Annotated in this window: 17 protein-coding genes; 7 read left to right on the top strand and 10 right to left on the bottom strand. The window is 72.8% G+C overall.

Annotated elements, in window-relative coordinates; translation table 11 throughout:
• Positions 1 to 8 precede the first annotated feature (8 nt).
• Entirely contained in the window at positions 9 to 1628 is a 1620-nt protein-coding gene (locus AB0K12_RS18035; protein WP_364561876.1) for a protein kinase, read from the top strand.
• Between the two features lie 46 nt (positions 1629 to 1674).
• Here AB0K12_RS18035 and AB0K12_RS18030 read toward each other — a convergent pair whose 3' ends face one another.
• The 3 genes from AB0K12_RS18030 to AB0K12_RS18020 all read right to left on the bottom strand — a co-directional run bounded on the left by AB0K12_RS18030 (position 1675) and on the right by AB0K12_RS18020 (position 6840).
• The gene (locus AB0K12_RS18030; protein ID WP_364561873.1) at positions 1675 to 5658 is read right to left on the bottom strand and encodes a protein kinase; all 3984 of its coding nucleotides are present in this window, start codon (positions 5656 to 5658) and stop codon (positions 1675 to 1677) included.
• A gap of 105 nt (positions 5659 to 5763) precedes the next feature.
• Positions 5764 to 6318, bottom strand: coding sequence for a GNAT family protein (locus AB0K12_RS18025; RefSeq protein ID WP_364561871.1), 555 nt, complete (start codon positions 6316 to 6318; stop codon positions 5764 to 5766).
• 12 nt (positions 6319 to 6330) lie between these two features.
• Positions 6331 to 6840, bottom strand: a complete 510-nt coding sequence (locus AB0K12_RS18020; protein WP_364561869.1) for a shikimate kinase — start codon at positions 6838 to 6840, stop codon at positions 6331 to 6333.
• Positions 6841 to 6878: 38 nt separating this feature from the next.
• Between AB0K12_RS18020 and AB0K12_RS18015 the strand changes: the two genes are divergently transcribed.
• Complete coding sequence (locus AB0K12_RS18015) at positions 6879 to 7160, top strand: hypothetical protein (protein ID WP_364561866.1); 282 nt, start codon at positions 6879 to 6881, stop codon at positions 7158 to 7160.
• Positions 7161 to 7187: 27 nt separating this feature from the next.
• Positions 7188 to 7571, top strand: a complete 384-nt coding sequence (locus tag AB0K12_RS18010) for a ChaB family protein (RefSeq protein WP_364561863.1) — start codon at positions 7188 to 7190, stop codon at positions 7569 to 7571.
• A gap of 235 nt (positions 7572 to 7806) precedes the next feature.
• Here the strand turns inward: AB0K12_RS18010 and AB0K12_RS18005 are convergent, their stop codons facing one another.
• The 3 genes from AB0K12_RS18005 to AB0K12_RS17995 form a co-directional block, all read right to left on the bottom strand.
• Complete coding sequence (locus AB0K12_RS18005; protein ID WP_364561860.1) at positions 7807 to 9633, bottom strand: transketolase; 1827 nt, start codon at positions 9631 to 9633, stop codon at positions 7807 to 7809.
• 80 nt (positions 9634 to 9713) lie between these two features.
• Positions 9714 to 10730 carry an SDR family oxidoreductase gene (locus AB0K12_RS18000; protein ID WP_364561857.1) on the bottom strand — a complete coding sequence of 339 codons (1017 nt, stop codon included), beginning with the start codon at positions 10728 to 10730 and terminating at the stop codon, positions 9714 to 9716.
• Between the two features lie 7 nt (positions 10731 to 10737).
• The gene (locus tag AB0K12_RS17995) at positions 10738 to 11001 is read right to left on the bottom strand and encodes a hypothetical protein (protein WP_364561853.1); all 264 of its coding nucleotides are present in this window, start codon (positions 10999 to 11001) and stop codon (positions 10738 to 10740) included.
• Between the two features lie 54 nt (positions 11002 to 11055).
• Between AB0K12_RS17995 and AB0K12_RS17990 the strand changes: the two genes are divergently transcribed.
• Genes AB0K12_RS17990 through AB0K12_RS17980 form a run of 3 tightly spaced genes read left to right on the top strand, consistent with a single transcriptional unit; the run spans position 11056 to position 13156 of the window.
• On the top strand, positions 11056 to 12135 hold the full coding sequence (locus AB0K12_RS17990) for a DNA topoisomerase IB (protein WP_364561851.1): 1080 nt from the start codon (positions 11056 to 11058) through the stop codon (positions 12133 to 12135).
• Between the two features lie 45 nt (positions 12136 to 12180).
• Complete coding sequence (locus AB0K12_RS17985; protein ID WP_355418822.1) at positions 12181 to 12429, top strand: BON domain-containing protein; 249 nt, start codon at positions 12181 to 12183, stop codon at positions 12427 to 12429.
• A complete protein-coding gene (locus AB0K12_RS17980; protein WP_364561848.1) occupies positions 12413 to 13156 on the top strand; it encodes a metallophosphoesterase in 744 nt (247 codons plus the stop codon). Before AB0K12_RS17985 ends, AB0K12_RS17980 begins: the two co-directional genes overlap by 17 nt.
• A gap of 99 nt (positions 13157 to 13255) precedes the next feature.
• On the opposite strand, the gene AB0K12_RS17975 is transcribed toward AB0K12_RS17980, so the two are convergent.
• Both AB0K12_RS17975 and AB0K12_RS17970 read right to left on the bottom strand, forming a co-directional pair.
• Positions 13256 to 13405: a GPGG-motif small membrane protein gene (locus AB0K12_RS17975; protein ID WP_345388959.1), complete on the bottom strand. Its 150-nt coding sequence runs from the start codon at positions 13403 to 13405 to the stop codon at positions 13256 to 13258.
• 74 nt (positions 13406 to 13479) lie between these two features.
• Positions 13480 to 13965, bottom strand: coding sequence for a DUF1360 domain-containing protein (locus tag AB0K12_RS17970; RefSeq protein WP_364561845.1), 486 nt, complete (start codon positions 13963 to 13965; stop codon positions 13480 to 13482).
• 70 nt (positions 13966 to 14035) lie between these two features.
• Between AB0K12_RS17970 and AB0K12_RS17965 the strand changes: the two genes are divergently transcribed.
• On the top strand, positions 14036 to 14632 hold the full coding sequence (locus tag AB0K12_RS17965) for a nucleotidyltransferase (protein WP_364561843.1): 597 nt from the start codon (positions 14036 to 14038) through the stop codon (positions 14630 to 14632).
• 39 nt (positions 14633 to 14671) lie between these two features.
• Here the strand turns inward: AB0K12_RS17965 and secA2 are convergent, their stop codons facing one another.
• On the bottom strand, positions 14672 to 16885 hold the full coding sequence (secA2, locus tag AB0K12_RS17960; RefSeq protein ID WP_364561839.1) for an accessory Sec system translocase SecA2: 2214 nt from the start codon (positions 16883 to 16885) through the stop codon (positions 14672 to 14674).
• Positions 16886 to 17006: 121 nt separating this feature from the next.
• Positions 17007 to 17900, bottom strand: a complete 894-nt coding sequence (locus AB0K12_RS17955; protein WP_364561837.1) for an EamA family transporter — start codon at positions 17898 to 17900, stop codon at positions 17007 to 17009.
• Position 17901 lies beyond the last annotated feature (1 nt).

The raw sequence follows: 17901 nt of genomic DNA, 5'->3' as shown, positions 1-17901 counted from the left end.
TGCTGCGCATGCAGAAACGGGTGATCGACGGCCGCTTCGAGCTGGTGGAGCGCCTCGGCGGCGGCGGCATGGGCCTGGTCTGGCGGGCCTGGGACGTCGCCCTGCACCGCGAGGTCGCGCTCAAGGAGGTACGCCCGCCCGACCCCACGATCGACGAGCATGACCCGACACACGCCCGCGAGCTGCGCGCCAGGGTGCTGCGCGAGGCGCGGGCCCTGGCCCAGCTCAACCACCCGCACGTGGTGACCATCCACCACATCGTGGACCCGGGCGAGCAGGGCTACCCGTGGATCGTCATGGAGCTGGTCACCGGCGGCTCGCTCCAGGACCGCATCCAGAGCGGCCCGGTGCACCCGGCGGAGGCGGCGCGGACCGGCCGCGAGGTGCTGTCGGCGTTACGCGCGGCCCACGCGGTCGGCATCCACCACCGCGACGTCAAGCCCGCCAACGTGCTGCTGCACGCCGACGGCCGCTCGGTGCTCACCGACTTCGGCATCGCGGCCATGCGCGAGTCCACCAGCCTGACGTCCACGGGGGCGTTCATCGGCTCGCCCGAGTACATGGCCCCCGAGCGCATCAACGGCGTCGAGGGCGACCCCGCCTCCGACCTGTGGTCGCTCGGCATGATGCTGTACGTCGCCGTCGAGGGCCGCCACCCGCTGCGCAGGAGCACGGCGCTGGCCACGCTGGCGGCGGTGCTCAACCAGGAGGTGCCGCCGCCCGTACGGGCCGGGGCGCTGACGCCCGTACTGACCGCGCTGCTCGCCCGCGACCCCGCCGCCAGGCCGGACGCCGAGACGCTCGACCGCATGCTCGCGGTGGCGATGGACCCGAACGCCGCGCCTCCGCCCCCGCCGGTGATGCAGGCGCCGCGGCCTCCGGGTCCTTCGCACACCGTGCCGCCCGGATACCCGCAGCCCTGGAGCGGCGGGCCGGTGCCGCACGCCGACACGCTCAACCCCCGGCCCAAGCGTGGCGGCAGGGGAGCGGCCATCGCCGTGTCGCTCTCGGCCGTCGTCGTGGCCGGCGTGCTGGTGTGGCGGCTGCTGCCGAGCACGCCCGACGAGACCGTGCCCGATCCCGAGCCGAGCCACCTGGCCATGACCGCCACGCCGTCCAGGACGCCGACCACCCCCCGCGTGACCATCCCCAGCCTCACGCCGAGCACCAAGCAGCCGGTGCGGGAGAAGCTGCTGACCCCCGACGGCATCCGCGCCATGCTGCGCGTGGTCAAGCCGGTCATCGGCACCAGCAAGGTCGTCGGGATGTCCGTGCACGAGACGCACGCCAGCCTGGACGTGCCGCTCAAGCGCGACAAAAAGGTTTACAACACCTACGACTACCGCGACGGCCAGGTCGACGAGCCCCGCATCGGCGGCCAGGTCAAAGCCTCGCCGGCCGACCTCGACACCTTCAACTGGGACCGGCTGCCCGCCCTGTTCAAGCGGGCCGACAAGGACCTCGGCGTGCCCGAGCCGACCTCGCGCTACATCATCGTCGACACGGACTACGGCTTCACCTCGGTCAATCCGGTGCTGCTCGTGTACGTCAGCGACGACTACCACCGCACCGGCTACCTCGTGGCCAGCCCCCAGGGCAAGGTGCTCAAACTGATCCGCAACGAATAGGCGCTCGCGCGGGCCCTCCGCGGCGGCGCGGGGCCGGGCGTGGTGGTCAGCAGACCTCGCGGTAGTCGGCCTCCGGGATGAGCCGGGCCCACTCCTCCCTGGTCAGCGAGCCGCCCGCGCGCTCGCACACCGCCTGCGCCGTCAGCGCGGGATCGACGGGGAACTCGCGTACGGAGCCGTCCAGCGCCACGCCGCGCAGCCGGGTGCCGTCCTGGCTGAACGCCGGCCCCGCCGCCCACGACCCGGCCTGGCCGACCTCGCGCAGCGTGCTGACGTCCCACAACGACGTACGGCCTGCGTCGATCGCCATCAGGCCGCCGTCCGGCGAGAACCGTACCTCGTCCACGGGGCCGCTGCCGGTCCTGATCGTGCCGATGGGGGCCCGCTCGTGCACGCCCCACAGCAGCACCCGGCCGCCCTCCAGCCCGAACGCCAGCCGGTCGCCGTCCGGCGAGAACGCCAGCGCCGTCGCCGCCGCGCCCTCGCCGGCCCTGGCCGCCAGGTCGAGGGGGGTCACCTGGCCGGTACGCAGGTCGAGCAGGCGCATGCCCGCGGCCAGCGTCATGCCGTCGGGGCTGAAGGCCAGCGCCAGGTCGCCGACGCTCTCGTACGCCTTGATCCGGCGGCCCGAGCGCACGTCCCACGTCTCCAGGAGCGGGCCGCGCGCCGTCGCCAGCGTGCCGCCGTCGGGGGAGAGCGCCACGGCCGGTACGTCGCCGCCCGCCTCGATCGACGTCACCTGCCTGCCGCTCGCCACCTCCCACACCGTCACCGGGTCGCCCGCCACGGCCAGCAGCCGACCGGTCGCGTCGAACGCCAGGTCGCCCGCTGCGGCGATGCGGCCCAGCGTCCTGCGGCTCTCGGCGTCCGTCAGCTCGATCGCGTCGCCCACCTCCTTGGCCGCGACCCGCCCGTTGCCCGAGAACGCCGCCACCTGGCCCTCGCCTGCCGGGGCCGGCAGGCCGGAGACGTCGAGCGAGACGACCGAGCCGATGCCGCTCAGGTAGCGCAGGGTGCGGCCGTCCGCCGAGAACGCCAGCTCCCGGCCCGGGTCCTTGAGCGGGTACGAGCCGGCCAGGCGGCGTTCGGCCACGTTCCACACCCGCACCTCACCGTCGCCGGGCAGCGCCAGCAGGCGTCCGTCGGGGCTGAACACCAGCGGCCCCGCCGCCGTGGCAGGCGTCACCTCCAGCCCGTCCACGACCTCCACTCCCCAGGCCCTCTCGGCCCCGGAGCCCGGATCCCCACTCTTCACCCGCACCCTCTTAGCCCGCACCGCCTGCGCCACCACCCGCGCCACTTCGGCCTTGGCACTGCGGGCGGAGCCGCTGTCACGCCCGGCGTCCGGATCCGCACCCACACGGCCATCCCGCACCACCGCCGCCTCGGCATCGCGCGCGGCCCTGGCGTCGGGGGCGCTGGGGGTGCCGGGCGCGGCCTCGGCATCGCGCCCGTCTTTGGGTGCCGGGGTCTCGGTAAGGGCCGGGGTCTTGGTGGGGGTCGGGGTCTTGGTGGGGGCCGGGTCCGCGGTGGACGGGCCGGCCGTGGCTCGGGGGTCCGGTGTGCGGGACGGGGACGGGGACGCGGCCTGGGGACGGCCGGAGGTGCCCGCGCGCGATGGGAGGGCCGAAGCGCGGGGGCTCGGCGCGAAGCCGAACGTCTCAGCGCTCCGGGAAGGACCCGAGCCGGGGGTGGCCGGAGCCCCAGTCGCGCCCGGCGACGCGGGGGCGGCAGCCGTGCCGGGCGACGCGGGGGCGGCGGCCACACCGGGGGAGGGCGGTGAGCCGTTCGTGCCGGGGGACGCCGGGATTCCGGCGGTGAAGGGTTGGGCGGGGGAGGGTTGGGCTGGGGAGGGGTCAGCGGGGGCAGAGGGGAGGGGGCTGGGAAGGGCGAGGAGGCCGGGGCCGGGGGAAGGGGGTGTGGTCGGGGTGGGGAGGTCGGGGTGGTGGGTGGCGAGGGTTTCCGGGGCGCCGGTGCGCCGGGCGCCGGCGCCCACCAGCGTGACGCCGTCGCGGCCCGCGACCGCGAGCGTGCCGCCGTCCGGGCTGAAGGCGAGGGCGGGGGCTGCGGCCACGGAGCCGGTGAGCGGCTCGACCTTCACCACCCCGGTACGCACCCGCCGCGGCGCCAGTTCCCACAGCTCGACCCGCCCGTCCAGCCCGGACAGCGCGCCCCTGGTGCCGTCGGGCGACAGCGCCACCTTGCGGTCGATCACGTCGAACAGCACCCGCGTCCCCCGGTAGACCCGCGTGCGATTGCCCCGGCTGATGGTGAAGACCCCGTCAGCGGGCGCCTGCCCGGTCGCCACCTCGACGGGCCCTGAGGCGCCCTCGGCGAACCGCCCGTCGTCGCTCAGCCCGATGCTCCCCGGCGGCAGCGGGTACGACGCGACCTCCCGCCCGCCGGTCACGTCGTACACGGTCACGGCCCCGGCGTCCCACCGGACCAGCTCGTCGCCGCGCAACAGGTAGCGGGCCCGCCCGTCGGCCCGGGGGTCGGTGAAGACGCCCAGCTCGGGCTGTACGAGCGAGGACTGCAGGGCGGCCCGCGCCTCGAAGATCGGCGACATCCGCCAGGCGGCCACGCTGAGCCGCATCGCGGCCCGCGGGTCGCTGGTGCGCAGCGCCTCGGCCCGCGCGGCGACGGCCCGCGCGCCGGCCTCGAGGAGGCGCCCGCGCAGGTCGTTCTGCCCCTGGACGGTCACCACCGTCATGGTGACGGCGACCGCGACCACGGCGGCGACGGCCGACAGGGCGGGCACGAGGAGCTTCCTGCGCTGCTTGGCGAGGGCCACGCTGTCGCTGATGAAGTCGCGTTCGAGCTGGCTGAGCCGGACGTGCCGGCGCTTGGCCGCGGCCCAGCCGAGCGCGGTGGCGAGCTCGTCGCCGCGCAGCAGGTGGCCGCGCCCGCGCCGGTGCTCCGACCACTGCCGGGCGGACCGGCGCAGGCGCCGGTGCACGGCCATGCCGTCGCGCTCGTCGGCGACCCAGCCGCGCAGCCGGGGCCAGGCGCGGTAGAGGGCGGCGCTGGCGGGGGCGACCTTGTCGTCGCTGACGGCGACGAGCTTGCCGATGGAGGTCTCGGCGGACGGTACGCGGATGCTGCGCCGTACGAGCAGGCCGGCCGCCATGAGCGGGGCGAGCACGTCGCCCTCGTCGTGCGGCCGGTCACCGTCGAGCAGCCGCAGCAGCAGCCCGGGCACCTCCTCCTGCTGGCGGGGCGTGAGCGACAGGTACGCCTGCTCGGCGGCCTCCCCGAGCGACGGCGTGCGCACGTAGGCGTCGGGCGGGCGCAGCTCGACTGCGCTCTCAACGGGGCTCTCGATGAGCAGCTCGGCCGCGGCGGGCCGGTCGGCGGGGCTCTTGGCCAGCGCCCGCTCGACGAGCCCGGCCAGCGGCTCGGGCAGGCAGCTCAGGTCGGGGTCGACGGTCAGCAGCCGGTGCATGACGGCACCCGGGCTGTCGCCGCCGAACGGGTCGTCGCCGGTGGCCGCGAACAGCACGACCGCGCCCCACGCGAACACGTCGGCGGCGGCCCCGGCCTCCTGCCCGGTCAGCACCTCGGGCGCCTGGTACGGGCACGCGCCATCGGTCGTACGCGCGCCGGCCAGCCCCAGCTCGATGACCCGGGGACCGTCGTCGGCCAGCAGCACGCACTCGGGGTTGAGCCCGGAGTGGGTCAGCCCGGCCGCGTGCAGCGACCGCAGCGCCGCCGCCAGGGCCGCGGCCAGCGCGACCAGCTCGTCACCTGAGTAGGGGCCGCCGTGCAGCCCCACGGCCTGGCGCAGGTCGGGCCCGCTGACGTATTCGCTGACGACGTAGGGGACGCCCGCGTCGGACCCGACGGCCACCACCCGCGCGAGGTGAGGGCAGGTCACCTGCTCGTAGCGCTGACCGACTTCGCCCAGGGGCACGGTGACGGCGTAGCGGCGGCCTTCGTCATCGTAGGCGTCGTAGACGACACCGCGCCCGCCCGCGCCGAGCCTGGCGGCCAACCAGTAGCCGCCAAGCCTCGCGGGGTCACCGGGCACCAAGCGCATCGTCACTGATGCTTAGATGCACGACACCGCCCATTGGTTGCCTCGAAGACGCCACAGGTCCCCCGCGCGCCTCGGGGGACCCATGCGTCATGATCATTATGCCAGGGTTCCCGTCCGCGCCTGCCACTCGGGCCGCAGGACGGCCATCACCACCACGTCGTGCCATTCGCCCTCCCACAGCAGCGCGTCGCGCTCGACGCCCTCGGCGACGAACCCGGCCTTCTCGTAGACGTGCCTGGCCCGCTCGTTGAAGGCGTAGACCTCCAGCCGCACCCGGTGCAGCGGCGTGGTGCGGAAGACGTGGCCGAGCACCAGCTCGATGGCCTCGCTGCCGTAGCCCCTGCCGAAGGCGCGCGCGCCGACCAGCGCGATGCGCAGGTTGCAGGACAGGTTGTCGGTGTCGAGCTGGTTGATCACCACCTCGCCGACGAACGCGCCGTCCGCCGTGATCGCGAGGTCGAGCCGGTCGGAGTGGCCGGCGCGGGTGGCGTACCAGGTGCGCAGGCTCTCCAGGTCGGCGCGGGCGTGCGAGCCGGTGAGCCGGCGCACCTCCGGGTCGGACACCAGCTCGAACAGGCCCTCCGCGTGCTCGGGCCCGACCGGGCACAGCGTCACGCGCTCGCCCCTCAGCGTGGGTTTCTCAGCGAACATCCTCGTTGGCTATCAGCCGCGATCATCGCCGGGCAAGCCCATTTTGCTCAGTACGGCGTCGCGCACCTGCTCGGGGGCCATCACGCCGACGTCGCAGACCAGGTCGGCCACCTCGTGGAAGTACCGCTCGCGGCGTGCCCGCATGGCGGCAGGATCGTAGTCGGGGCGGTGGTCGCTGGTGTGCATGCGTCTGCGCAGCACCGCGTCGTCGGCGTCCACCCAGACCACGAACGCCCGGCCCAGCGCCGCCCGCACCTCGGGGACCTCCAGCGTGCTGGCCGCCGCCGCGATCACCTTGGGCGGCCCGGCCAGCTCGTCCAGCACGTGCTGGGCCTCGTACCTGTGCAAGGCCTCCTTGCCCTCGCGGGCGGCGATCGGCGCGGAGGTGGCGCCGTGCTCGTCAAGGAGGTACTGGTCGCTGTCGGACAGCGGGAGCCCGAGCGCCTCAGCGATCAGCCGCCCCGCGGTCGACTTGCCCGAGCCCATGAGCCCGATCATCACGACGTGTTTGTTTTTCGCCATGTGGATAGAGGTTCCTTCGTGTCAAGGAGGTAAATCTGATGACCATCGCCGGAAGCATCATCCTCATCATGCTCGGTGCGATCCTCACCTGGGCCGTCGAGTTCGACCTCGCCGGCCTCGACATCAACGTAGTGGGCGTCGTGCTCATGCTCGGTGGCCTGGTCGGGCTCGGGTTCGGTCTCTACCGGATCAGGGTCGCGCGGCGGGCGGTCGGGCCGATCGACGAGCCGGTGCACCGCCACGAGATCCACGAGGAGCCCCAGGCCCGTCGTACCACCGTGTACGAGGACCGCCGCCACTACGACGAACCGCCCCTCTGACCTCACCGCTGTAGGAGGTGAAGCGACATGCCAGGTGTCGAAGAGCTGCCGTCGACCGTCAAGCGTTCTCCCAAGAAGGCGCAGAACACGTGGATCAAGGCGCACGACTCGGCCGTCAAGGAGTACGGCGAGGGGCGCCGCGCCCACATGACGGCGTTCGCCGCGCTCAAGCACTCCTTCGAGAAGGTCGGCGACCACTGGGAGCCGAAGGACAAGAAGGGCCCCTCCGACAAGGGCGCGACCGACCGCTCCGGGCGTACGGCCGAGGGCGTGGACGCCAACGCCAGCAAGGAGCACCTGCAGAGCCTGGCCGCCAAGCTGGGCGTGCGCGGCCGGTCGAAGATGACCAAGCAGGAGCTCGTCACGGCCATCAAGAAGGCCAACAGGAAGGCCACGGCGAAGTCCCGCTGAGCGTCCCCCGCACGAGCTTCCCGGGGCCGGGCCGGTCCCGTCGGGCGAGAGGGCCGACGAACGGGCCGATGAGAGGGCCGACGAGGAGCGGCGGTCATTCACCGCCGCGAACCGCCGGCCCTTTCGCATGTCCCCGCTCATCCCGTCCAGCCGCGTGCCGGGACAGCGAGCGGGGCGGGTGGTGACACCCGCCCCGCCGCACTGCATGGAAGCCTCCCGAACGTGCACGGCCGGCTCACAGCAGGCGCTTGACGGCGTCGGCGATGGCGTGGCGGTCGATGCCGGCGTCGGCGAGCTGCTCCTGCGGCGTCGCCGAGCCGGGCAGGCCGGTGACGGCCAGCTTGATGACGCGCGGCCCCAGCTCGCTCACCGCGTCCGTGACGGCGTCGCCGAGACCGCCCTCGATCCGGTGGTCCTCGACCGTGATGAGGTTCCCCGTGGTGGTGGCCGCCTCGATGAGGGCGGCGCTGTCCACGGGCTTGATGGAGTACACGTCGATGACGCCGACCGGGATGCCGGACTCGCGCAGGTCGTCGGCCGCCGCGAGCGCCTCGTGCACGGTCACCCCGGCCGCCACGATCGTGGCCCGGTCGCCGGGTGAGTGCCGCAGCACGCGCGAGCCGCCCACGGGGAAGCGCTCGCCGGGCTCGTAGATGACCGGCGTGGCCCCGCGCGTCGTGCGCAGGTAGGACACGCCGTCCAGGTCGGCCATCTCGGCCAGCAGGGCCGCCGTCTGGTTGGCGTCGCAGGGGTAGAGCACGGTGCTGCCGTGCACGGTGCGCAGCATGGCGAGGTCCTCCAGGCCCATCTGCGACGGCCCGTCCTCGCCGATCGCCACCCCGGCGTGCGAGCCGACGAGCCGGATGGACGACCCGCTCACCCCGGCCATCCTGATGAAGTCGTGCGCCCTGGTCAGGAACGCCGCGAAGGTGGCCGCGTACGGCTTCCACCCGCGCACCTGCAGCCCGATGGCGGCGGCGACGAGCTGCTGCTCGGCGATGTACATCTCGAAGAAGCGCTCGGGGAACGCCTCGGCGAACGTCTCGGTCTTGGTGGAGTCGGCGACCTCGCCGTCCAGCGCCACCACGTCGCCCCTGGCCGCGCCGAGCGCCGCCAGCGCCTCCCCGTACGCGGCCCGCGTCGCGACCTGCTCGCCCACCGGCCACACGGGCGGCTCCAGCTCGCCCGCGTCGAAGCGGAACGGCGCCGCAGCCGCGTCCGGCGCGTGCACCTCGACCCGCACGTCACGCACGCCGCCCAGCTCCGCCACGGCCTTGTCCGGGTCCTTCAGAGCCTTGCCGTGGGCGCCCTCGCGGTTCTCGACCTCCAGCACGCCCTCGCCCTTGCGGGTCTTGGCGAGGATCACGGTCGGCCGGCGCCTGGTGTTGGAGGCGTCGGTGAACGCGAAGTCGATCTGCCCGGGGTCGTGGCCGTCGATCTCGATGGTGTGCCAGCCGAACGCGCCGAACCTGCGGGCGTACGCGCCGGTGTCCCAGCCGTGCCGGGTGGGCCCGCGCTGGCCGAGGCGGTTGACGTCCACGATGACGGTGAGGTTCGCGAGGCCCTCGCTGCCCGCGTGCTCGGCGGCCTCCCAGATGGAGCCTTCGGCCAGCTCGCTGTCGCCGCACAGGACCCACACCCGGTACGGCAGGCGTTCCAGCCGCGCGGCCATCGCCACGCCGACGCCGACGGGCAGGCCCTGGCCGAGCGAGCCGGTGGCGACGTCCACCCAGGGCAGGCGCGGGGTCGGGTGCCCCTCCAGGCGGCTGTCCCGCTTGCGGAACGTCAGCAGCTCCTCGTCGGTGATCGCGCCGGCGGCCTTGTAGAGGGAGTAGAGCAGGGGAGAGGCGTGTCCCTTGGAGAAGATCAGGTGGTCGTTGGCGGGGTTGTCCGGCCGGTCGAAGTCGTAGCGCAGGTGACAGGCGAACAGCACGGCCATCAGGTCGGCGGCCGACATCGACGAGGTGGGGTGGCCGGAGCCGGCCGCGGCGGCGGCGCGTACGGAGTCGACGCGCAGTTGCGCCGCGAGCCCGGCCAGATACTGAAGATCGCGCTCAGGCACGGTGGAGCCTCCTCGTAGACGGTGTTTCCGCCCCGTCTACCCGGGCGGGAGCGCTTAAGTCGGCTCCCGCCCCGAGCGCTCTAGAGCCGTCCCGCCCGGCGCAGCGCCGCGTACGCGGCCGCGGCCGCGCCGCCGCCGGCCAGCGCGAGGAGGACGGGCCCGCGGCGCTGGGCGAGCCAGAGCTGGGGGCTGCGCTTGTGCGAGCGGCGGTCGAACGTGCCGTGCGCGCCGTAGTCGGTGTCCTCGTCGGCGGGCTCCCACAGGTTGGACACGCCGCTGGGCGCCTCCTCCTCGGTCTGCTGCGACTCGACGCCGGTCCGCGCGAGGTAGCGGTCCACCAGGGCGGGGGCGACCTTCTGCGCGAGGAGGGTGGCGACCGTGCTGGTGCCGACCCAGTACTCCTTGCGTCCGGGATGCTCGGCCGCGTACACGATGGCCCGCGCGGCCACCTCGGGCTGGTAGATCGGGGGTACGGGCTGGGGGTGCTTGCGCAGCTTGGACAGCACCCACTGGAACTGCGGCGTGTTGAGCGCGGGCAGCTGCACCAGAGTGATCTTGACGGCGCTGCCGTCGGCCATCAGCTCGGTGCGCACCGACTCGGTGAAGCCCTTGATGGCGTGCTTCGCGCCGCAGTAGGCCGACTGCAGGGGGATGCCGCGGTGCGACAGGGCCGAGCCGGCCTGGACGATCGCGCCGGCGTTGCGCGGGCGCATCAGGTCGAGCGCCACCTTGGTGCCCCAGACATAGCCGAGGTACGTCACGGCGGTGGTGCGTTCGAACTCCTCCGGGGAGATGTCAGCAAATTTCGCGAACACGGAGGAAAAAGCGGTGTTGATCCAGACGTTGATCGGGCCGAGCTCCTTCTCGATCCGCTCGGCCGCCTGCCGTACCTGCTCGTAGTCCGCCACGTCGGCCTCGTAGACCTGGGCCGTGCCGCCCTCGGTGCCGACGTCCACGGCCGCCGCGCCCAGCCCGGTGGTGCCGCGGGCGATCAGGGCCACCTTGGCTCCCTGAGCACCCAGCTGGCGGACGACCGCCCGCCCCACCCCGCCGCTCGCGCCCGTCACCACGACAACCCGCCCTCGAAGTGGTGCCATGTCAGGATCAGCCCGCCTCTCCGTCGTGTCCGGCCCCTTGCTTCTGCCGGCGTACGGCCAGCAGGAGGTCGATCACCGCGACCACCGCCAGCACCACCGCGATGGCGGCCAGCACCCACGCCCGCGTCATGATCCCGAGCACCGTGAACGCGAAAAGGAACACCAGCATGAAGGACACCACTCTGATGTGCACCACGTCGCGGGGGGTGGCGGGCACCATGGCGTGACCTCTGCTGTCCCGTTCCTCGTGCCACTCTCCGTTGTCAGACATGCGGCTCACCTGCCCGTGCTGTTTGTCGCCTAACGTCGGGGGTAGCCGCATCGCGTGCCCGAGACAGATCCCCGCACGCAGGCATCCGACGCCGAAGCCCCGGCCGCGGCGTTCGCCACCGGGCCGGACGTCGAGCTGCGCCCGAGCGACCAGAACGAGCCGGGCTTCACCCGGCGCAGGTGCGGCCGCGGGTTCCGCTATCTCGACTGCGACGGGCGGCCGGTGCGCGACCCCGAGGTGCTCGCCCGCATCAGGACGCTGGCCATCCCGCCGGCCTGGCAGGACGTGTGGATCTGCGCCTCACCCGACGGGCACCTCCAGGCCGTGGGCACCGACGCGGCGGGGCGGCGGCAGTACCGCTACCACGACGTGTGGCGCGAGCAGCAGGACCGCGCGAAGTTCGACCGGGTGCTGGAGGTGGCCGAGCGGCTGCCGGCGTTCAGGAAGATCGTGGACGAGCAGCTCCAGGGACGCGGGCTGACCAGGCAGCGGGTGCTGGCCGCCGCCGCCCGGCTGCTCGACATCGGCTTCTTCCGCATCGGCGGCGAGAGCTACGACACCTATGGCCTGGCCACGCTCAGGATGGAGCACGTCACCTGCTCGCGCGGCATCGTCGTCTGCGCCTACCAGGCCAAGGGCGACATCCTGCGTGAGGTCGAGGTGGCCGACCCCGGCGCGTGCAAGGTGCTGCGCTCGCTGAAGGCGCTGCGGGTAGAGGGCGAGCTGCTGCGCTACCGGCGCGCGGACGGCTGGGGCGACATCAAGAGCGAGGACATCAACGAGTACCTGCGCGAGGCCATCGGGTACGAGGTCACCGCCAAGGACTTCCGCACCTGGCACGCCACCGTGCTGGCGGCGGTGGGGCTGGCGGTGTCGCGGCCGGCCGGGCGCGAGGGGGTCACGCGCAAGAAGCGCGCCGTCACGCGGGTGATGCGCGAGGTGTCGGAGTATCTGGGCAACACACCGACCGTGGCCAGGGCGTCGTACGTGGACCCGCGGGTGATCGAGGCGTACGAGCGGGACAGGACGATCGGCGCGGCACTGACCGAGCTGGGCGCGGACGCCGACTTCGGCCAGCTCGCCACGGCAGGCCCGGTGGAACGGGCGGTCATCGACCTGATTCGTGCTGTTTGAGCGATTGGCGCTCGGGCATGCGGCGACAGAGAAGGAGGACGAGCGATGGAAGCTCCACAGTACGTCGCGGCCCGTGTCCAGCAGGCGCTGGCCGAGGACGGTCGTACGACCGAGCTGGGGATCCGCGTCGACATCCGAGGCGACCAGCTCTTCCTGCGCGGTCAGGTGAGCGGGTGCGAGCAGCGCGACCGGCTCGGGCAGGTGGCCCACGAGGTCGCGCCCGACCTGCACCTGCACAACGAGATCAACGTCGTCGAGGCCGGCGAGCCGGGGGAGGATGAGCGTCTTGACTGACCTGCGCATAGCCGCGGTGGGTGACATCCACCTGGGCGAGGACGTCAGAGGCCAGTACAGGAAGCGGCTGCACGACATCGAGGACCGCGCCGACGTGTTCATGCTCGCGGGCGACCTGACCAGGCACGGCACCCTGGAGGAAGGGCGGATCGTGGCCGACGAGCTGCGCGACCTGCCCATCCCGACGGTCGCGGTGCTCGGCAACCACGACTACCACTCCGACCTGGAGCGCGAGATCGCCGCCGAGCTGCGCGACGCGGGCGTCATCGTGCTCGACGACGACGGCGTGGTGCTGCAGTGCGGCGACACGAAGCTGGGCGTCGTCGGTGGCAAGGGGTTCGGCGGCGGGTTCGCGGGCAAGTGCGCCAGCGAGTTCGGCGAGCGCGAGATCAAGAACTTCGTCTCCCACACCCGCCACATCGCCGAGTCGTGGAAGATGGCGCTCAAGGAGATGACCGCCGACTACCGCGTCGTGCTCTCCCACTACTCGCCGATCAAGGAGACCCTGGAGGGCGAGCCGCCGGAGATCTACCCGTTCCTCGGCAGCTACCTGCTGGCCGAGGCCGTCGACACGGCCGGCGCCGACCTCGTCCTGCACGGCCACGCGCACAAGGGCAGCGAGAAGGGCATGACGCCGGGCGGCATCCGGGTGCGCAACGTGGCGCTGCCCGTGCTCGGCCGGGCCTACTGCGTCTACTGCATCAGTTGCGAGGACGTGCACGCATAGCGCGACGCGCACGCATGGCGCGAGAAAAAACGCTCCCCGTCAGCGGGGAGCGTTTTTCTTTTCGTGGGCGGCGGACAGGGAACCGGAGAAACGGTTCCCCTAGACATTGAAGATGCTGACCCCGCCGGGCCCGACCAGGAATCCGAGAACGATGAGCACGATCCCCCAGAGGATGTCGCGCCGGGCCAGGAGCACGTAGATCCCGGCGATGACGAGAATGACGGCGATGATCCAGAGCAATGTAGCCATGGTCTGCTACTGCCCTGGCCGAGCCCTCATTAACATTTTTCCCACCCCGGCCGGGCGCAGGGGGAAAAATGGAATCACTCGGCGGTCTTCATCAGTTTCGCGTACGCGAACTGCAGCCAGTCCGAGATGGCGACGGCGGTCATGGTCGCGCCCACCAGCCGGGTCGCCCGGGGCGCCAGCACGAGGCCGGCCGCGTAGCCGGTGGCCACCCACTGCGCGAGGCAGAACGGGCAGGCGAGCAGCTCGCCGATCGCGCCGCGCGGCTTCTCCCGCACCTCCGAGGGGCCGCCCTGACCCTCGTACTGGGTGAACGGGGCCCGCAGCGGGCTCGTGACGGGGTCCTTCGCCAGCCGCCTGGACACCTTGTGCGTGCAGGCCGCCATGAGCAGGATGTCCAGCACCCCGACCTGCTCGGGCACCCGCCGCCCCGCGAGCGCCACCGCGGCCGCGGCCACGCCGACCGTGCCGCCGTACGCGCCGAGCAGCCCGGCGTAGCGCGCAAGCGGCCGATCGTGCCCGTTCGCGTAGGTCCGTTCGGTCTTTTCCAGGATGTCGGTCATAGCTCATCGGGCTACCCTGACGACCTTATTTCCAACGCCTAGTTGACGATCGTTTGGGTAGCCGATCGGCATGAGCAGCCACGGCCACGCGGTCACCGACGCGATCCTCGACACGCTCAAGCGAGCCAGCACGGGACTGAAGGACGCCGGAGTGAAGTTCGCGCTGGCCGGCGGCTGTGCCGCGTACGCGCGCGGCGCCGCGCCCTCGCTCCACGACGTGGACTTCGTGCTCACCGAGCACGACGTGCCCGCCGCGCTGGAGGCGCTGCGCGGCATCGGCTTCCAGACCGCCAAGCCGCCGGAGGACTGGCTCGTCAAGGCGTACGACGAGGGGCGCCTGGTGGACCTGATCTTCCGGGTCTCCGACATGGCGATCACCGACGAGCTGCTCGACCGGGCCGAGCCGCTGAAGGCGTCGGCGGTGATCGTCCCCGTGCTGCAGGCCACCGACCTGGTGATCTCGTGGCTGCTGCCGCTGTCGGAGCACGCCTGCGACTACGGCGCGCTGCTGGCGCAGGTGCGCGCGCTGCGCGAGCAGGTGGACTGGCCGCGGGTGGCCGCCGTCACGGCGACCTCGCCGTACGCGACCACGTTCATCACCCTGCTGGAACGCCTGGGCGTGCTCGACGGGCCCGTGGTGCCGTCGGGTGACCCCTCCTGGCCCTGATGTCTGGCCCTGATATCTGGCCCTGATACCCGGTCCTGATCAGCCCCTGCGGGTCGCGGCGGTCACCCGCTTGAGGATGCGGTCCCACTCGGTGCCGAACGGGTTGTCCTGCACGAGGTAGGTCCACGTCGCCGTCGGCCGCTTCAGATCGGGCTCGGGCGCCTCGAACGAGGCCAGCGAGCGCTTCTCCACCTCGGCCATCAGCGCTTTGTACTCGGCCACCGCCTCGCGGTGGAACTCGTCGATCGGGCTCATCCGGCCCAGCGCCCGCAGGTGGATGCCCTCGCGCAGGTCGGTCAGGAAGGCCAGGTGCTCGGTCCAGCACTGGTCGATGGCGTGCAGCACGATCTGCCGCGCCGTCTCGTCGCGGGTGTCCTCGGGCAGCTCGGCCCACCGCTCGGGGTCGGCCTCGGCCAGCGCCTTGGCGGCGGCGTCGCCGTGGAGCACCTTGCCGCGCCACTCCAGGATGAGCTCGCGCTGCTGCTCCAGCAGCCGCGTGAAGCGCCACGTGTTGCGGTGGATCTCCAGGTTGACGCCCTCGGCGACGCGCTGCGCGTGACCCACGAGGTACGCCCCGCGCCGGTGCCTGACGATGCCGTCGGGGTCGGCGGCCGGCGGCCGCTCGTCGGGCACGAACTGGGTGATCAGGTCGTCCTTCATGCTGACGAAGAACACCGAACCGCCCGGGTCGCCCTGCCTCCCGGCCCGCCCGCGCAGCTGGTCGTCCAGCCGGCTGCTGGCGTGGCGGCCGGAGCCGATCACGTAGAGGCCGCCCAGCTCCGCGACGCCGTCGCCGAGCCTGATGTCGGTGCCGCGCCCGGCCATCTGGGTGGAGACGGTGATCGCGCCGCGCTCGCCCGCCCGCGCGATGATCGCCGCCTCTTCCGCGTCGTTCTTGGCGTTGAGCACGACCGGCTCAAGGCCGCGCCGCTGCAGCAGCTTGGCGAGGTTCTCCGACTCGGCGACGTCGAGCGTGCCGATGAGGATCGGCCGGCCGGTCTCGTGGACCGCCTGGATCTCCTCGACCAGCGCCGCGTCCTTGTCGGGCACCGTCGGGTAGATGCGGTCGGGCTCGTCGACCCGCACGCACGGCCGGTTGGGCGGGATGACCGCGACCTTCAGCCCGTAGAACTCGCCGAGCTGCTCGCTGACCGCCACCGCCGTGCCCGTCATGCCGCAGATCTGCGGGTAGCGCCGGATCAGCCCCTGGACGGTGATCGAGTCGAGGATCTCGCCCTTCTCGCTCGGCGGCAGCGCCTCCTTGGCCTCGACCGCCGCCTGCAGCCCGTCGGGCCAGCGCTGCAGCAGCGCCACCCGGCCGCGCGAGGGGTTGATCAGCTGCACCTTGCCGTCGCGCACGATGTAGTCGACGTCGCGGGTCAGCAGCGCGTGGGCGTGCAGCGCCAGGTTGAGCTCGATCAGCGTGCCGGGCTCGTGCTCGTCGTAGAGGTCGACGCCGAGGAGGTTCTCGACGCTGTCGGCGCCCTTGGGCGTCAGATAGACGTTGCGGGCCTGCTCGTCGATCTCGTAGTGGTAGCCGCGGACGAGCTGCCTGACCAGCGCCGCCATCTCCGGCACCGCGTTGCCCACCTCGGACGCCCCGGCCATCACCAGCGGCACCCTGGCCTCGTCGACCAGCACGGAGTCTGCCTCGTCGATCAGCGCCACCTCGGGCGCGGGCACGATCAGCTCGCTCGCGTCGGTGCGCAGCCGGTCGCGCAACACGTCGAAGCCGATCTCGCTGACCGGCCCGTACGTGACGTCCTTCGCGTACGCCTCGCGCCGCTCCTCGAACGTGGAGTTCTGGTCGATCCAGCCCACGCTCACGCCCAGCGCCTCGTAGAACGGGCCCATCCACTCGGCGTCGCGCCGGGCGAGATAGTCGTTGACGGAGATCACGTGGACGCGCTTGCCCTGCAACGCGTAACCCGCCGCGGCCATCGCACCCGACAGCGTCTTGCCCTCACCGGTGGCCATCTCGGCCACCTTGCCGTCGAGCAACGCCAGCGTGCCGAGCAGCTGCACGTCATAAGGGCGCAGGCCGAGCGTGCGGTCGGCGGCCTCGCGGGCCACCGCGCAGAACTCCGCGAGGTCGCTCATGAGGTCGCTCTTGTCGGGCGCCCGCAGCTCGTCGAGACCGCGCACCCGGTCGGCCCGCGACTCGGCCGCCTTGACGATCTTCTGGTAGGGCGCGAGGGGGACGCCTCCCGGTCGGTCCAGGAGGTTCCTCAGTATTCCCTTGAACGAGGCCACAGTTCCTCCAACGCGCGCCACGCCGACACCGTTCCCCCTGCCGCTGTGGGGGAACGGAGCGACGATCCGGCAAGCGCCGCCGTACCGGACCTTAACTCATCCGGCCGCCTGCGCCGTCACATCACGCCGCATCGGCTCGTGCGGCGAGCACGGCCACCGCGGCGAGCAGCAGCACGCACCCCGCCCAGGCCAAGGGGGTGAGCCGCTCGCCGAACAGCGCCACCCCCAGCAGCGCCGCGCCGACCGCCTCGCCGAGCGAGATGATCGACACGGTGGTGGCGCGCAGGGCGGTCAGCGCACGGAAGAACAGCCCGTACGCCAGCGCCGTCGGCACCGCGCCCAGATACACGAGCAGCGTCGCCGACGTCCAGCTCACCGCGGGCAGCACTCCTTCGGCCAGTGCGAACGGGGCCAGGCACAGCGCGGCCACCACGAACCCGCCGATCGCCGCCGCCTCGGGGCCGCCGTCGTCGCGGTGCCGCCTGGACACCAGCGTGACCCCGGCGTACCCGGCGGCGGAGGTCAGCGCGAGCAGCACCCCGAGCACCGGGGTGCCCGCTCCCTGGATGCCCGCTCCCTGTCCGCCCAGGGCCGACCCGCCGGTGAGCAGGACGAGGCCGGCCAGCGCCACGGCCAGGGCGAGCAGCGCCGTACGGCCGAGGCGCTCCTTGAGCAGGAAGCGGCTGCCCAGCGCGGTGAAGATCGGGGTGGCGCCCATCGTCACCACGGTCGCCACCGCGACGCCCGAGTGGGCGATGGCGGCGAAGTAGGCGGTCTGGTAGACGGCCATCCCGGCGCCGACCACCAGCGTGCGGCCCGTGAGCGCCGGGCGGCTCGCCGGGCGGATGAGCAGGACGAGGAAGGCGGCGCCGATCACATACCGCCACAGGGACACGCCGACGGGGCCCAGCCCGCCGGTCTGGAAGAGCAGCGACCCGGTGGCGCCGCCGGTGCCCCAGGCGGTCGCGGCCACGGACACGTAAAAAGCGCCCCGCCGGGCGGAGACATGCGTCATC

Source organism: Nonomuraea sp. NPDC049419, assembly GCF_040676995.1.
In the GTDB taxonomy this organism is placed as follows: domain Bacteria; phylum Actinomycetota; class Actinomycetes; order Streptosporangiales; family Streptosporangiaceae; genus Nonomuraea; species Nonomuraea salmonea.
This window is presented reverse-complemented; position numbering and strand designations above follow the sequence as displayed.